A 15,518-nucleotide genomic window follows, 5' to 3' on the forward strand; every position below is an offset into this window, starting at 1 on the left:
AGGGGCAAAAAATGGCTGATTTAGATGATATTAAAGATGGTAAAGATTTTGGTTTAGCTCAATCCCAAACTAATCGAGCGTTTTATTTAAAAGGGGCTGGTGCTTTAGATTTGGGGATGCAGTCTCGTTTAGCAAATATTTTTAATCCGAAAACAGGCAAAACTATTATGCTTGCTTTTGATCACGGTTATTTCCAAGGTCCAACAACAGGGTTGGAGCGCATCGATTTACATATTGTACCATTGTTTGCTTATACTGATGTGTACGCGCGGTATTTTACGTAGTATCGTACCGCCAGAAACACGTAAGTCAGTAGTATTACGAGCTTCAGGAGCAAATTCAACTCTGACTGAACTCTCTAACGAAGCTGTTGCGGTTTCTATAGAAGATGCTTTGCGTTTAAATGTTTCAGCAATGGCGGCACAGGTCTATATTGGTTCAGAATATGAGCATCAATCAATTAAGAATATTATTCAATTAGTTGATCAAGGTACTCGTTATGGTATGCCAACGATGGCTGTAACCGGAGTAGGGAAAGATATGGCGCGCGATCAGCGTTATTTTTCTTTAGCCACTCGTATTGCTGCAGAAATGGGAGCTCATATTATTAAAACTTATTATGTGGATAAAGGTTTTGAGCGAGTCACTGCAGGTTGCCCTGTCCCTATCATTATTGCCGGGGGTAAAAAATTACCGGAATTTAATGCATTAGATATGTGTTACAAAGCAATCGATCAAGGTGCATTAGGGGTGGATATGGGGCGTAATATTTTTCAATCTGATTCACCAATTGCGATGCTCAAAGCAGTTCATGCTGTTGTACATGGTGGTGAAACGGCAGAGAAAGCGTATCAACTTTATTTAGACGAAAAAAATCATTAAAGCTTAACTTATGGGCAAATATTATATTTGCCCTGAAATTTAAGGAGTTCATTATGTTTGCAATGTTGGTAGAAATTAATATCAAAGAAGGCAAAGAGCAAGAGTTTCTTGACGTGTTTAAACATAATTATCTTGGAACAAGACAAGAAAAAGGTAATTTACGCTTTGATGTATTACGAGATCCTGACATTAAAACTCGTTTTTATGCCTATGAAGTTTATGTTGATGAACAGGCGCTGGAAGAACATAGAAAAATGCCCCATTATCGACGCTGTGTTGCAGAACTTGAGCGAATAATGGCGGGTTCAAGAAGCAAAAAAATCTTTGATTGGGTTTTTTCGGAGACGTTAACCAATGATGCGCAGTATTGATGTCGTATGAGAAAGTATTTTACTCTACACCCAAATAATCTGAATGCTTTTTTGCGTTAGGACTGCGTTCAATACAATATCGAAATCAGTCCTTTGAATAACGGTTTAACTTTTTGCAGCAGAGCAAAATGACCGCTCTTTGAATGCTAAAGCCACGTAAAATTGATTTAGTTCACTTCTTTAAACATAATTTCACTTGGAATGACGGAGCCTTGCCAGTACAGCTCGCTTGCTACTTTTTCCGCTAACTGTAAAAAGGCTTGGCTGATTTCATTATTCGGATCGGCGATAACTGTTGGTATTCCTTTATCCAAATCCTCGCGCAAACGAATGTGTAATGGTAATTGTCCTAACACCTGTACATGATATCTCTTCGCCATTTTCGCTGCACCACCGGTTCCAAAAATCGCTTCGTGATGACCGCATTGGCTACAAATATGCATGGACATATTTTCAATAATTCCCAACACCGGAACTGAAACGCGTTGGAACATAGATACCCCCTTGATTGCGTCAATAAGTGCGATATCCTGCGGTGTAGTTACAACAACCGCACCGGTGACCGGAATTTGTTGTGACAAGGTCAATTGAATATCGCCGGTCCCCGGGGGCATATCGATCACTAAATAATCCAGATCTTGCCATAAGGTTTCTTGCAATAGTTGGCTTAATGCACTGCTTGCCATTGGTCCGCGCCAAATGGTTGCACTATCAGCTTCCATCAAAAAACCAATTGAGTTTGCCGATAAATTATGGACTTTAATCGGGTTGATATGCCGGTTATCCGGAGAGGTTGGACGTTGATTGGCAACGCCTAACATATGTGGAATGGATGGTCCGTAAATATCGGCATCCAAAATACCAACGTTGGCACCTTGCGCTTGTAAGGCTAACGCTAAATTGACTGATACGGTCGATTTTCCTACGCCACCTTTACCGGAGGTGACCGCAATAATATTTTTTACCCCTTTTACCGCAGGGTGATTATTAGCACGTTTTAGGGTGGCGATTTGATAATTAAGTTGCCATTTTATTTGTTGGCATTCGCTTATCGCCTGCAATTGTGCGGAAAGTGCGGTCTTTAATTGTTCAAAAGCACAATTCCAAGCGAAAGGCAGGGTGATTTCGATACGTAAAATATCGCCACCTTTTTCAATTTTTTTGAGCGTATTTAATGCTATTAAATCTTTTTGTAAACTGGGATGTTGAAATTGTTGAAACGCTTGTTGTAATTGATTTTTCTGATTTTCTGTCAAATTTTCGGAAAAGACAATTGGCATAAATACATCCTTTTGATGAGAGTAGAAAATGGATTGCTATATTTAACCATGCCAATTTTATTCTGTTAAGTTAAAAATTGATAAATAGGGTGGAACTGGAAAAAATACCGCCAATAAGGTAAGATGAGTTACAATTTTTGTTTTATTTTTAAAGGTAAAAAATCAATGTCGGATAATCGTCAAATTTTGGTCACTTGCGCATTGCCTTATGCCAACGGTCCAATTCATTTAGGGCATATGTTAGAACATATTCAAGCGGATATTTGGGTGCGTTTTCAACGTATGCGCGGGCATGAAATTCATTTTGTTTGCGCTGATGATGCGCATGGCACGCCAATCATGTTAAAAGCCGATCAAATGGGAATGACGCCGGAACAATTAATTGCAGATGTACAACAACAACATATGGCGGATTTCGCCGGTTTTAATATTAGTTTCGACAACTACCATTCAACGCACAGCGAAGAAAATCGCGAGTTATCCGAAGCTATTTATCATCAATTAAAAAATAACGGATTGATTAAAAGTCACACCATTTCACAACTTTTTGATCCGGAAAAACAAATGTTTTTGCCCGATCGTTTTGTAAAAGGAACTTGTCCGAAATGTAAAACGGAAGATCAATATGGCGATAACTGCGAAGTATGTTCAGCCACTTATAGTCCGACTGAATTGAGCAACCCGCGTTCGGCAATATCAGGCGCGACGCCGGTAGTAAAAGAAAGCGAGCATTTTTTCTTTGACTTGCCAAGTTTTGAAAGTATGTTGAAAGACTGGATACGTTCCGGCAGTTTACAACAAGAAGTGGCAAATAAAATGCAAGAATGGTTTGAAGCCGGGTTGCAACAATGGGATATCTCGCGTGATGCGCCTTATTTCGGTTTTGAAATTCCGAATGCTGCCGGTAAATATTTTTACGTATGGCTGGATGCGCCAATTGGATATATGGCGTCATTTAAAAATTTATGCAGTAAAAAGGGCGGTATTAATTTTGATGATTTTTGGCAAAAAGACAGTGGTGCAGAACTTTATCACTTTATCGGCAAAGATATTATGTATTTCCACAGTTTATTTTGGCCGGCAATGTTAGAGGGCGCGCAATTACGTAAACCGACTAATATTTTTGTGCATGGCTATGTGACCGTGAATGGAGAGAAAATGTCTAAATCGCGCGGTACTTTTATCCAAGCCGCGACCTATTTAAAACATTTGGATCCGGAATGTTTACGTTATTATTATGCTGCAAAATTAAGTAATCGCATTGATGATTTAGATTTAAATCTGGAAGATTTTGTGCAACGGGTTAATACGGATTTGGTCAATAAATTAGTCAATCTTGCCTCGCGGAATGCCGGATTTATCCAAAAACGCTTTGCCGGGAAACTGGCGGATAAATTAGAAGATAAGGCATTATTTGCCGAATTTATTGCACAATCGGAGCAAATCGCGACATTTTATGAAAATCGCGAATATAGCAAAGCCATTCGTGAAATTATGGCATTAACGGATCGTGCAAATAAATATGTGGATGATAAAGCGCCTTGGGTGATGGCAAAAGAAGAAGGGCTTGAGGCGGAATTACAGCAAGTTTGTTCCATGGGTATTCAGCTTTTCCGAGTATTGATGGGTTATTTAAAACCGGTATTGCCAAAACTTGCCGAACGAGCAGAAGCGTTTTTGCAAGCGGAATTAACTTGGGCAAATTTAGCTACACCATTATTAGGTCATCAAATTGCGCCATTTAAAGCGTTGTTTAGTCGTGTTGATATGAAACAAATTGAAACCATGATTGAGGCTTCTAAAGTGGAAAATGCGCAAATGACGGGAGCCACGAAAAAAGTGGCAGAGGAAAAAAGCGCGGTGGAAAAATCGGACGTTTCTGTTGAAATTGAACCCTTTGAACCGACCATCACCATTGATGATTTTGCTAAATTGGATTTACGGGTAGCGAAAGTGTTGCAATGCGAAGCGGTACCGGAAAGTAACAAATTGCTGAAATTTACCTTGGATGCGGGATCAGAAACACGCCAAGTATTCTCCGGTATTAAATCGGCATACAGCAACCCTGAAGCATTGGAAGGGCGTTTTGTAATTTTGGTCGCCAACTTAGCGCCGCGCAAAATGAAGTTCGGCGTCTCCGAGGGCATGATTTTATCGGCAGGTACAGGCGGTACGGATCTGTTCTTGCTGGATGTTGATCAAGGAGCCAAAGCGGGAAGTCGAGTAAAATAGCGGCGTAAAATCCGCCAAAAGATGACCGCGCTTTTGAGTTCACGCCCTAAAGGTTCAAGTTGAGCTTTTAGGGCGTTGTTTTTAAAGATGAATTTAAAACCAAGCAAAGGGGCGTGCAAAATTCACGTCGGAAAAGTCGGCGAATTGGTGCTGCAATGGAGGTAAACTATTGGCTACATTGGCATAATAAAATTTAAAGATAAATAAAGTGTTAACAAAATTTTGGTAACATTTTAAACATAGAAATAACTAACATTGTATTTATTTCCTCAAAACCAATTTGCTTTTTCATCACTAAACAGTGGGATTTCACTCTCTTTGTAAGGATTATTATTACAATTACAGCCAAACTCTTCATTTTGTTTTTGAATTTGTTTTTGAAGTACCATTCTACAATCGTTTGATTCTCTTTATGAGAAAATTGCTTTATATCTCATGCGAGAACTTTTCTTCTTGTATTTCATTCGTTTACGGTTTGACGTTGTTTTTCCACAAACAACAAAGGAAAGCGTCGCATTTATGTCAGTCGAACAGCACAGTACAATATGGTCTTACTTAGTAGATAACCTTATTTACAAAGGTTATTTTTTCTGGTATTAACGAAAAGGTGACTATTACTATGGAATGGAGCTTGATGATGCAAACACTATTTATTCGTATGCTTGTTGCTACAATGATGGCATTGGGTTTTTCTTTGCCTGCCTTGGCAGCTAATGTTCCCGTCGGGGTCGTGTTAGCTAAAAAATAGGAGATTGTCGTCAATAACGGTGCCGAATCGCAAAGTTTTGATCCGCATAAAACCGAGGGAGTGCCTGAAGCACAGGTTATTTTACAAATTCTGGAAGGGCTTATCACAGTAGATTCTGACGGAAACTCACAACCGGGTGTTGCGCTTTCTTGGGAAAGTACGCCGGATTTTAAACAATGGACATTTCACTTGCGTCATGATGCCAAGTGGTCTGACGGTAAGCCTGTCACGTCACATGATTTTGTTTTTGCATGGCAACGTTTAGTGGATCCTGCAACGGCTTCTCCTTATGCATCATACCTGACATATATGCAAATTGAAAATGCACAAGATATTATTGATGACAAGCAAAAGACAGAAGCACTTGGCGTCAAAGCGCCGGATGATTATACATTTGTGCTGACCTTAAGTCATCCCATTCCTTATTTGCCGAGTATGACTACACATCAATCAGTCTTGCCTTTGCCTAAACATATCGTGGAGAAATTCGGTGATGATTGGGTCAAAGTAGAAAATCACGTGGGCAACGGTGCTTATAAATTGACGAAACATGTCATCAATGAAAAAATTGAATTTGTCCGCAATCCGCTTTATTGGAATGATAAAGAAACCGTGATTGATAAAGCAACATTCTTAGCGATTCAAAATCCAAGTACGGATGTGCAACGTTATCGTGCGGGAGAAGTGGAGATAACAGATCATGCCTTGCCACCGGAGCAGTTCCCAAAATTAAAAGCTGAAATGCCGGATCAAGTGTTTACTTCACGTACATTGGGTACTTATTTCTATGAGATCAATAATACGAAAGCACCATTTAATGATTTACGGGTATGTAAAGCACTGAATTTGGCGTTGGATCGTAATATCATTACAGATAAGGTATTAGGACAGGGGCAAATGCCTACATACGTGTTTACACCGACCTATATTGCGGAAGGTGGTGCAATTCAGCGACCTGAATATACTAAATTATCAATGAAAGAACGTAATCAGCAAGCCGTTCAATTATTGAAAGAAGCTGGTTTCAGTAAATCGAATCCATTGAAATTTACCATTTTATATAACACCAATGAAAATCATAAAAAAGTTGCTATTGCCGCGGCATCAATTTGGAAAAATAATACGGGTGGTTTAGTTGATGTTAAACTGGAAAATCAAGAATGGAAAACGTATATTGAAACTCGTCACAACAAACAATTTGATATTGCACGTGCCGGTTGGTCGGCTGACTACAATCAGGCTACAACGTTTATCAATTATTTTCTCTCCAACTCAAGCAATAATTTAGCGTTTTACAAAAGCTCGGTCTACGACCAAGCGGTGAATGAGTCTTATCAATTCTCCGAGGCGACAGATCGTATGAAAGCTTATGCTAAAGCCGAAGCGATTTTGGCAGCAGATGCTCCTATCATACCGATATATAACTATGTTAACCCGCGTTTGGTGAAACCTTATGTTAAGGGCTATGAAGGTAAAGATCCTCAAGATATTATTTTATTGAGAAATCTTTATATTATTAAACATTAAACTTATTTATCCCGTCAAATTTCCCTAATTGACAACATTAGGTTAGGGGAATTTGACGATTTATTTTTAAATAACATTTACTTTTTCTCATTTAATCAGTTTGGAGTTCTTGATGTTGAAATTTATTGTAAAACGAATAATGGAAGCACTTCCAACATTGTTTATTTTAATTACATTTTCATTCTTTCTGATGCGATTGGCTCCTGGTAGTCCTTTTACTTCCGAACGAACTTATCCGCCGGAAGTCATTGCGAATATTGAAGCAAAATATCACTTAAATGAACCGCTCTTTAAGCAATATTTGCTTTACTTGAAAAATCTCTCGCAAGGTGATTTCGGACCTTCTTTTAAATACAAAGATCAAAGCGTAAATAACTTAATCGCTTCCGCTTTTCCCATGTCACTGAAATTGGGTATTGTCGCATTTATTTTCTCAGTCATTATCGGCTTAGTTGCAGGCACATTTGCCGCTCTCAAACAAAACAGTCGCTGGGATTATATTGTGATGGGGTTTGCGATGACGGGAGTGATCATGCCCAGCTTTGTTTTTGCACCGCTTTTAGTGTTATTTTTTGCCATTTGGTTAAAGTGGTTACCTGCCGGCGGTTGGAACGACGGTCAACTTTATTATATGGTTTTACCCGTTCTTTCTCTTACTATCGGTTACGTTGCCGGTATCGCTCGGATTACACGAGGTTCCATGATTGAAGTATTGCATTCCAATTTTATTCGTACAGCGAAAGCAAAAGGATTGCCATTGAAAAAAATTATTTTCAAACATGCTTTGCGTCCGGCACTTCTTCCAGTGATCAGTTACTTAGCTCCGGCATTTGTATGTATTATTACCGATTCTATGGTCATTGAAAGTGTATTCGGTTTACCGGGATTAGGGCAATTATTTGTCAATGGTGCTTTAAATCGAGATTATTCCTTGGTACTTAGCCTCACTATATTAGTGGGGACGCTTACCATCTTCTTTAATACATTAGTTGATATTTTATATGCGATCATTGATCCGAAAATTCGCTATTCATAAGGAGATCTCATGTGCTCTAATCGTCAAAGTCGCTCAAAATCGACAGAAAATATCATGCAAAATGCTTGTGACTCCCTCATTAAGGGACGCAGTTTGTGGCAAAATGCCCGCCGTCGTTTCTTTCGTAATAAAGCTGCAGTCGCCAGCTTAATCGTCATTTTTTGCATGTTGCTGTTTATCACTTTTATACCAATGTTCATTCCTTTTAGCTATGATGATACCGATTGGAATATGATGAGTACTACTCCTGATTTTGCGTCCGGGCATTATTTGGGGACGGATAGCTCCGGACGTGATTTGCTGGTTCGTATTGCTATAGGAGGACGAATTTCGCTGATGGTCGGCATTGTGGGCGCTTTTATTGCCGTACTTATCGGAACTGTTTATGGTGCTGTCTCAGGTTATGTGGAAGGAAAAGTGGATATGATCATGATGCGTGCATTAGAAATTCTCAGTTCTTTTCCTTTTATGTTTTTCGTGATACTGTTGGTCACGTTTTTTGGTAAGAATATTTTCTTGATTTTTGTAGCTATCGGTATGATTGCTTGGTTGAACCTTGCTCGAATTGTACGAGGACAAACACTTAGCTTAAAAAATAAAGAATTTGTTGAAGCCGCAATGGTTTGCGGTGTCTCCCGTCGTCAAATTATTTGGAAACACATTATTCCTAATGTTCTGGGCATTGTCCTTGTTTATGCTTCCTTGGAAGTACCCTCGCTGATTTTATTTGAATCTTTTTTGAAAACAAAGAGATACTATCTTTATCCGAAAAAGAGTTGCGCCTCATTCGCGGTGATCGCGTAGCGATGATTTTTCAAGAACCCATGACTTCACTCAATCCTTATCTACCGATAGGTGAGCAAGTGGCGGAAGCGATGGCTATTCACCATCCGAAAATGAGTAAAGCGGAGGCTTATAAGCACGCATTGGATATGCTGAAAAAAGTGAAAATTCCCGAAGCGGAAAAGAAAATGGCATGTTATCCACACGAATTTTCAGGCGGTCAATTACAACGTATCATGATTGCGATGGCAATTATTAATAAACCGGATTTATTAATGGCGGACGAACCAACGACCGCACTTGATGTCACAACGCAAGCGGAAATTCTTGATTTAATGCTTGAATTACAACGAGATATAGGAATGGCGATCATTTTGATCTCACACGATCTGCGTTTGGTTCGTCGTTACAGCAATTACGTTTGTGTCATGCAAAACGGTGAAATTGTGGAGCGAGGTAATACAGAACAAGTGTTTAACCAACCTCATCATCCCTATACACAAGAATTATTGACACCTATCCCTACGGATTTAAAACATCCGTTGGCTGAAAATGCACCTGTCCTCATCAATGGACAAAACATTCATATTGATTATGTACTAAAACGCACATTGTTCGGTAAACCGAAAAATGTTTTCCATGCTGTTAAAGATATTTCTTTTGAGTTAAAAGTCGGTGAAACCCTCGGTATTGTTGGTGAGTCCGGTTCAGGTAAATCAACGTTGGGACGTGCTATTATGCAAATTCTTGATTATCAGGGGATATTACAATTTAACGGAAAAAATATCGCCACTTTATCGAAAGAAAAAGCTCAAGCATTGAAAAAAGACATGCAGATTGTTTTTCAAGATCCTTTTAATTCGCTGTCTCCACGTTTAACGATTGGGGAGATTATTGCGGAAGGTCTTACCGTACATTGCCCGTACATGAGTAAACAAGAACGACAACAAAAAGTCATGAATATATTGGAAGAGGTGAATTTCTCACCTTCTATGATGAATCGTTACCCTCATGAGTTTTCAGGCGGACAGCGACAACGCATTGCTATTGCCCGTGCGATTATTCTTGAACCGAAATTTGTTCTGCTGGACGAACCGACTTCTGCACTCGATCGTTCAACACAAATTACCATCATCGAATTGTTAAATAAATTGCAGGGCAAATATGGGCTGAGCTACATTTTTATTAGTCATGACTTATCGGTAGTACAAGCATTAAGCGATAATGTTATTGTGATGAGTAAAGGTGAGATTGTCGAAACGGGTACAACCGAGCAGGTATTTACTCAACCTAAAAATGCTTATACGCAACGCCTTATTAGCGCTTCCAATTTGAGCTGAATATCACCGCACTTTAATCTCATAAGTGCGGTCGATTTTGTTACGATTTCAGCCGGATCCAATAGCAGATTTTTCTTTACAATGATTCGTAGACAACCAAGTGCGTCACGACCTAAAACAAATGAATAGGCACTTCCTTTCTGTGTCTGACCGATACTGAAAATGCCCGTGAGTGTGTCGCATTTGTCTGTTTATTCTTAGCAAAGAAGAATAAATAATATGCTTTCTTATAAGGTATCCATTGTTATTTATAAAAATTAGACAAAAATTTAACAATTTATTTACTTGAGTTGAATTGGTTTAGCGGTGTAGAATAACCAAGACACATTCTGAAATGTTTTCTGTTATTTCATGTGCGATTAATTGACTTTTTAACCTTTTATACAGGAGGTCACGCTGATGTCAACAGCTAAAATTATCTATACTCTTACCGACGAAGCGCCGATGTTGGCGACATACTCTTTCCTTCCCATTGTTCAAGCCTTTACTTCAGCTGCTGATATTGAAGTAGAAACCAAAGATATTTCATTAGCCGGTCGTATTTTGGCAAATTTATCGCAATATCTCAAAGACGAACAAAAAACCGCAGATGCGTTAGCCGAATTAGGCGAATTGGCGCAAAAACCGGAAGCCAATATTATCAAATTACCTAATATTTCCGCCTCTATTCCACAATTAAATGCGGCTATCGCTGAACTACAAGCGCATGGCTTTGCAGTGCCGAATTATCCGGCCGATCCAAAAACAGATGAAGAAAAAGCGATAAAAGCGGCTTATGCGAAAGTGTTGGGATCGGCGGTAAATCCGGTATTGCGTGAAGGCAATTCGGATAGACGTGCACCGAAAGCAGTGAAAAATTATGCGAAGAAAAATCCGCATTCCATGGGGGCTTGGTCGAAAGATTCTAAAACTAAAGTAGCGCACATGGATGCCGGCGATTTTTATGGTACTGAATTAGCGGTGACCGTGCCAAGTGCGTCACAATTTAATATTGAATTCGTGGCAAAAGACGGAACCGTGAAAGAATTAAAAGCGCCAGCACCATTAAAAGCTGGCGAAGTAATCGACTCTTCCGTAATGAGTTTAGCCGCGCTGAAAGCCTTTGTAAAACAAGCAAAAGCTGAAGCTAAAGACGCAGGCGTGCTATTTTCGGCACACTTGAAAGCCACCATGATGAAAGTGTCCGATCCAATTATTTTTGGCGCAATTGTATCGGTTTATTTTGAAGAAGTTTTCCAAAAATACACCGCACTTTTTGCTCAATTAGGCGTTAATCCAAATAATGGATTAGGCGAACTATATGCCAAAATTGCAGGCGATCCGCAAGAGGCGCAAATTAAAGCCGATATTCAGGCGGCAATTGAAAACGGTCCGGATATTGCAATGGTGAATTCCGATAAAGGAATCACGAATTTACACGTTCCATCTGATGTGATTGTGGATGCGTCCATGCCGGCAATGATCCGTACCTCCGGTCAAATGTGGAACAAAGATGGAAAACAACAAGATACTTTAGCATTGATTCCGGATCGTTGCTATGCTGGGGTTTATACCGCGGTGATCGAAGATTGCAAAATTAATGGAGCATTTGATCCGAGAACCATGGGATCGGTTCCGAATGTAGGTTTAATGGCACAAAAAGCGGAAGAATATGGTTCACATGATAAAACCTTCCAAGCGGAAGCGGACGGTGCAATTCGCGTAACGGATGGCAACGGTCATGTGTATATGAGCCAAACGGTTGAAGCCGGCGATATTTTCCGTATGTGTCAAACGAAAGATGCACCAATTAAAGATTGGGTCAAATTAGCGGTGACACGTTCTCGTTTATCTCACACACCAGTGATTTTCTGGTTGGACGAAAATCGTGCTCATGACCGCGAAATTATCAAAAAAGTGCAGACATATTTGCCGGAGTTTGATCTAACCGGATTGGATATTCAAATTCTCTCTCCGGTCGAAGCATGCAAGCGTTCTATCCAACGCATTCGCGAAGGTAAAGATACCATTTCTGCCACCGGTAACGTTTTGCGCGATTATCTCACTGACTTATTCCCAATTTTGGAATTAGGCACCTCTGCTAAAATGCTTTCTATTGTTCCGTTAATGAATGGAGGTGGTTTATTTGAAACCGGTGCCGGAGGTTCAGCGCCAAAACTAATTGAGCAATTTATTGCCGAAGGTTATTTACGTTGGGATTCTCTCGGTGAGTTTTTGGCATTACAAGCCTCGCTTGAACATATTGCACAAACCCAAGACAATGCAAAAGCACAGGTATTAGCTAATGCTTTAGATGAAGCCAATGCCAAATTTTTAGAGAATAATAAGGCGCCCGGACGAAAATTAGGTACCATTGATAACCGTGGTTCACATTTTTATTTGGCATTGTATTGGGCGCAAGCACTTGCAAGCCAAACAAAAGATAGCGCACTTGCGGCGAAATTTAGACCGATTGCAGAAGCAATGCAAAATTCTGAAGTCAAGATTATTGAAGAATTGATTGCTTCTCAAGGCAAAGCACGAGACCTCAAAGGATATTATCAACCTGATTTCACTACAACATCTTCAGCAATGCGTCCGTCCGGCACGCTAAATGCCATTATTGATCGTATTTAATACATAAAAAGACGGTGGATTTATCTACCGTCTTTTTCATTTCATATAAATTGATGATCATTTATTGTGCATTATAAACATTATTACCAATATTCAGGGTAACCGTATAACTCGCTGTAGCCGAGATAGCGACGTCCACCAAAACCATGATAATAACCAATGCTGGGAGAAACGATAATTTTCGGTTGGCTTTGTTGCCGACTTGTAGCGCGATTGTCACTGGCATTAAGCGGCATTTCTGCGGTTTGTGTTGCGGCGGCTTTTTGAGCGGCAGTCAGCGGTTTTGGGCGTGCGACTTCTGCTTGATATTGTGCGACCGTCTGCATATCCAATGGTATTTGTGGCAGCGATGAAGAATTAGAACAAGCTACCGGCACTAACGCGCCGGCAAGAGTAGCAAATTTTTTCATATTGCCTCCTATAGTTGATATTTAACCTATTTTGATCATGTAAAATTATACATAAAATTCTAATGGCAAACGCCGGATCTAATTTATAGCTTTGTTTTGCTGCACGATAAGTTTCTTGGATTACTTTAGCACCCAAAATTTCCGTGTAAAAATGTTTGGATCGTTCATAGTCGGAGACAATTAATGCAACATGATGAAATCCTTTGATAAACAATTCCATATCATTCTCTCGGTATAAATGACGCAACTGTAGAATGCCTTTCAAGGTGTTGTTTTTATACTATAGCAAAATAGTCAAAAATAACCAAATGGAAATGGAGATGAGCGTTTTTATTCAATTACCCTAATTTTTCTGGAAAATAGGTGGTTTTTTTTCTTCTTCAGATTGCAATAATTGGGCATTTCTTGCCGCATTGATACTTTTTTCCAACAAGGCGATACGAGGATCCTCTGCCGGTAAAAGCTTCTGCATAAATGACCAAGTAGAAATTGCCATTGTATAATTTTCCTTTTGGAAAAAACTAAATGCTAATGCACTTAACGCATCAAAATTGGTATGATCTTTGGCTAAAATCACTTTTAAAATTTGCTCACCGCTTTGTTGTTCTAGCGGGTTATCGGAAAAAATCAAAATTTTTGCATAACCTAGGGCATATTCCGTACTATTACGATCTAATTCATGAGCTTTTTTATAGCTTTCAAATGCCAAATCAATATTATCCACAGCAATAGCAACGCGTGCAAGGTTGCCCCAATTTTCCGCCTTTTTCGGTGATTTTTGCGCTTCCAGACGAAGCGCGGTCAAAAATTGTTGTAATTCACTGTCGGATAATGGATTTTTTTCATCATTTAAACGTGCGTAAAAGTGCGGTAGTTTTTCATAACTTTTTTCCAACATAGCTTCCATCTGCCAAAAACCGACGTTCATATATGCCAATGTGCTTAAAATAATTAAGCTGATAAAGGCAGAAATAAACCAAATTTTTCCATAGAATTTGCCATGGAGGACCGGTGCGCTTTCTTGTTGTGGAATATCTTCCAATAAGGTTTGTTGTAATTCCGTTTTTAATTGGCGGCTGTTTTCCAGCAAGCCTTGTTGCTCATCTTGTTCCAATTCTTTGAGGCGGTCAAAATAAAAGGCTTTGTTTAAGTTATCTCGTTTTAATTGCGCTTGTTTTTCATTTTTGTGTTTTTTGGACAATAACGGGGAGAAGCAAATAAGCGTTGCCAGTAAGGTGAACCCGATTGCAATGAGCCAGAAATTCATGCTTTATTCCTTATCTTGTAATAATTTTGCTAAACGTTGTTGCTGTTCCGGCGCTAATTCATTTGTCGTTGCGGCATTGGATGACGCGGATTTATCGGCAAGCGGTTTGCGTCGCCAAAGAAAGATGAAACCCAAAATCAATAACAATGCCGGCAATGCCCACAATAAAACGGTTGCCGGTGTTAGCGGCGGATTATAGGTGACAAAATTACCGTAACGCTCAATCATATAATTAACTATATCTTGTTTTGATTTGCCTTCTTGCAACAATTCAAACACTTTTGCCCGCATATCCACCGCAATAGAGGCGTTGGAATCGGCGATATTATTATTTTGGCACTGCGGGCAGCGCAATTCTTGCGTTAGCGTATGGTAATCTTTTTCTTGTTGTGCAGAGCTGAAATCAAGGGCATCAATTGCCGCGGCAACGGAAAAACTCCAACACAATAGCAAAAGTGCGGTCAATTTTTTCATTATTTTTCCTCAAGCAATTTGTTATAAATCGGCTGTAATTTATTTCGCCAAACACTTTCATTGATATCGCCGGCATGACGATAATGAATAACGCCTTTGCCATCCACAATAAAGGTTTCCGGCGCGCCATAAACCCCAAGATCTAATCCAAAGGCACCTTTTTCATCTTTCAACACGACTTGATACGGATTTCCCAAATCTTTCAACCATTTTACCGCTTTGGCGCCGTCGTCTTTATAGTCCAAACCGACAATAGTCACCCCTTGTTTAGCGAGTTTGTTTAAATACTGATGTTCCGCGTAACAAGTGGGACACCAGGTCGCCCATACGTTTAACAAAATTGGTTTGCCTTGCTGAAACAGTTGCGCCTGCTCGTAACTTTGGTCATTGAATAAATCGTGCAAGGTTTTTGCCGGCGCCGGTTTGCCAATCAAGGCGCTTTCCAGTGCTTTGGGATCGTCACCTTGTGCATTTCGTTGTAATTGCACCAAAAACGTCACCGCTAAAACAAGGAAAACAATCAGTGGAATATACCGTTTTTTATTCATTATC

Annotated in this window: 10 protein-coding genes and 5 pseudogenes; 8 read left to right on the forward strand and 7 right to left on the reverse strand. The window is 39.7% G+C overall.

Features of this window, described 5'->3' with window-relative positions; all coding sequences use genetic code 11:
- Nucleotides 1-11 precede the first annotated feature (11 nt).
- Nucleotides 12-882, forward strand: a pseudogene (gene lsrF / locus CFY87_RS07445) (3-hydroxy-5-phosphonooxypentane-2,4-dione thiolase).
- Between the two features lie 53 nt (nucleotides 883-935).
- Nucleotides 936-1,253, forward strand: a complete 318-nt coding sequence (gene lsrG / locus CFY87_RS07450; protein ID WP_094946577.1) for a (4S)-4-hydroxy-5-phosphonooxypentane-2,3-dione isomerase — start codon at nucleotides 936-938, stop codon at nucleotides 1,251-1,253.
- Between the two features lie 167 nt (nucleotides 1,254-1,420).
- On the opposite strand, the gene apbC is transcribed toward lsrG, so the two are convergent.
- Nucleotides 1,421-2,533 (reverse strand): iron-sulfur cluster carrier protein ApbC, encoded by a 1,113-nt coding sequence (apbC, locus tag CFY87_RS07455; RefSeq protein ID WP_094946578.1) that lies wholly within the window; start codon nucleotides 2,531-2,533, stop codon nucleotides 1,421-1,423.
- A 165-nt stretch (nucleotides 2,534-2,698) separates the two neighbouring features.
- On the opposite strand from apbC, the gene metG reads away from it, so the two are divergent.
- From metG to CFY87_RS07480, 5 genes and pseudogenes are all read left to right on the forward strand, one after another.
- Entirely contained in the window at nucleotides 2,699-4,765 is a 2,067-nt protein-coding gene (metG, locus tag CFY87_RS07460) for a methionine--tRNA ligase (protein WP_094946611.1), read from the forward strand.
- 658 nt (nucleotides 4,766-5,423) lie between these two features.
- Nucleotides 5,424-7,040: pseudogene (locus tag CFY87_RS07465) on the forward strand (ABC transporter substrate-binding protein).
- Between the two features lie 112 nt (nucleotides 7,041-7,152).
- On the forward strand, nucleotides 7,153-8,076 hold the full coding sequence (gene oppB / locus CFY87_RS07470) for an oligopeptide ABC transporter permease OppB (protein WP_094946579.1): 924 nt from the start codon (nucleotides 7,153-7,155) through the stop codon (nucleotides 8,074-8,076).
- Between the two features lie 54 nt (nucleotides 8,077-8,130).
- A pseudogene (locus CFY87_RS07475) lies at nucleotides 8,131-8,817 on the forward strand (ABC transporter permease subunit); the annotation flags it as partial.
- A gap of 35 nt (nucleotides 8,818-8,852) precedes the next feature.
- Complete coding sequence (locus CFY87_RS07480; protein ID WP_236757388.1) at nucleotides 8,853-10,199, forward strand: ABC transporter ATP-binding protein; 1,347 nt, start codon at nucleotides 8,853-8,855, stop codon at nucleotides 10,197-10,199.
- On the opposite strand, the pseudogene CFY87_RS11555 reads toward CFY87_RS07480, so the two are convergent.
- Nucleotides 10,160-10,375 (reverse strand): annotated as a pseudogene (locus CFY87_RS11555) (hypothetical protein); the annotation flags it as partial. The gene CFY87_RS07480 and the pseudogene CFY87_RS11555 overlap by 40 nt on opposite strands.
- Nucleotides 10,376-10,598: 223 nt before the next feature.
- Between CFY87_RS11555 and CFY87_RS07485 the strand changes: the two are divergent.
- Nucleotides 10,599-12,815, forward strand: coding sequence for an NADP-dependent isocitrate dehydrogenase (locus CFY87_RS07485; RefSeq protein ID WP_201793246.1), 2,217 nt, complete (start codon nucleotides 10,599-10,601; stop codon nucleotides 12,813-12,815).
- 83 nt (nucleotides 12,816-12,898) lie between these two features.
- Here the strand turns inward: CFY87_RS07485 and CFY87_RS07490 are convergent, their stop codons facing one another.
- The 5 genes and pseudogenes from CFY87_RS07490 to CFY87_RS07510 all read right to left on the reverse strand — a co-directional run bounded on the left by CFY87_RS07490 (nucleotide 12,899) and on the right by CFY87_RS07510 (nucleotide 15,514).
- Nucleotides 12,899-13,225 (reverse strand): hypothetical protein, encoded by a 327-nt coding sequence (locus CFY87_RS07490; protein WP_094946582.1) that lies wholly within the window; start codon nucleotides 13,223-13,225, stop codon nucleotides 12,899-12,901.
- 64 nt (nucleotides 13,226-13,289) lie between these two features.
- Nucleotides 13,290-13,445 (reverse strand): annotated as a pseudogene (locus CFY87_RS12310) (VOC family protein); the annotation flags it as partial.
- A gap of 123 nt (nucleotides 13,446-13,568) precedes the next feature.
- Nucleotides 13,569-14,492: a c-type cytochrome biogenesis protein CcmI gene (ccmI, locus tag CFY87_RS07500; RefSeq protein WP_094946584.1), complete on the reverse strand. Its 924-nt coding sequence runs from the start codon at nucleotides 14,490-14,492 to the stop codon at nucleotides 13,569-13,571.
- A gap of 3 nt (nucleotides 14,493-14,495) precedes the next feature.
- Entirely contained in the window at nucleotides 14,496-14,966 is a 471-nt protein-coding gene (locus CFY87_RS07505) for a cytochrome c-type biogenesis protein (RefSeq protein ID WP_094946585.1), read from the reverse strand.
- Nucleotides 14,966-15,514, reverse strand: a complete 549-nt coding sequence (locus CFY87_RS07510) for a DsbE family thiol:disulfide interchange protein (RefSeq protein ID WP_094946586.1) — start codon at nucleotides 15,512-15,514, stop codon at nucleotides 14,966-14,968. The genes CFY87_RS07505 and CFY87_RS07510 overlap by 1 nt, the downstream gene beginning before the upstream one ends.
- Nucleotides 15,515-15,518 lie beyond the last annotated feature (4 nt).

The organism is Actinobacillus seminis, assembly GCF_002263215.1.
Classification (GTDB): domain Bacteria; phylum Pseudomonadota; class Gammaproteobacteria; order Enterobacterales; family Pasteurellaceae; genus Actinobacillus_B; species Actinobacillus_B seminis.

Excerpts from the sequence above, each read along its gene's own strand:
- lsrG (WP_094946577.1), top strand. The coding sequence starts at position 936 with ATGTTTGCAATGTTGGTAGAAATTAATATCAAAGAAGGCAAAGAGCAA.
- apbC (WP_094946578.1), bottom strand. The coding sequence starts at position 2,533 with ATGCCAATTGTCTTTTCCGAAAATTTGACAGAAAATCAGAAAAATCAA.
- metG (WP_094946611.1), top strand. The coding sequence starts at position 2,699 with ATGTCGGATAATCGTCAAATTTTGGTCACTTGCGCATTGCCTTATGCC.
- oppB (WP_094946579.1), top strand. The coding sequence starts at position 7,153 with ATGTTGAAATTTATTGTAAAACGAATAATGGAAGCACTTCCAACATTG.
- CFY87_RS07485 (WP_201793246.1), top strand. The coding sequence starts at position 10,599 with ATGTCAACAGCTAAAATTATCTATACTCTTACCGACGAAGCGCCGATG.
- CFY87_RS07490 (WP_094946582.1), bottom strand. The coding sequence starts at position 13,225 with ATGAAAAAATTTGCTACTCTTGCCGGCGCGTTAGTGCCGGTAGCTTGT.
- ccmI (WP_094946584.1), bottom strand. The coding sequence starts at position 14,492 with ATGAATTTCTGGCTCATTGCAATCGGGTTCACCTTACTGGCAACGCTT.
- CFY87_RS07505 (WP_094946585.1), bottom strand. The coding sequence starts at position 14,966 with ATGAAAAAATTGACCGCACTTTTGCTATTGTGTTGGAGTTTTTCCGTT.
- CFY87_RS07510 (WP_094946586.1), bottom strand. The coding sequence starts at position 15,514 with ATGAATAAAAAACGGTATATTCCACTGATTGTTTTCCTTGTTTTAGCG.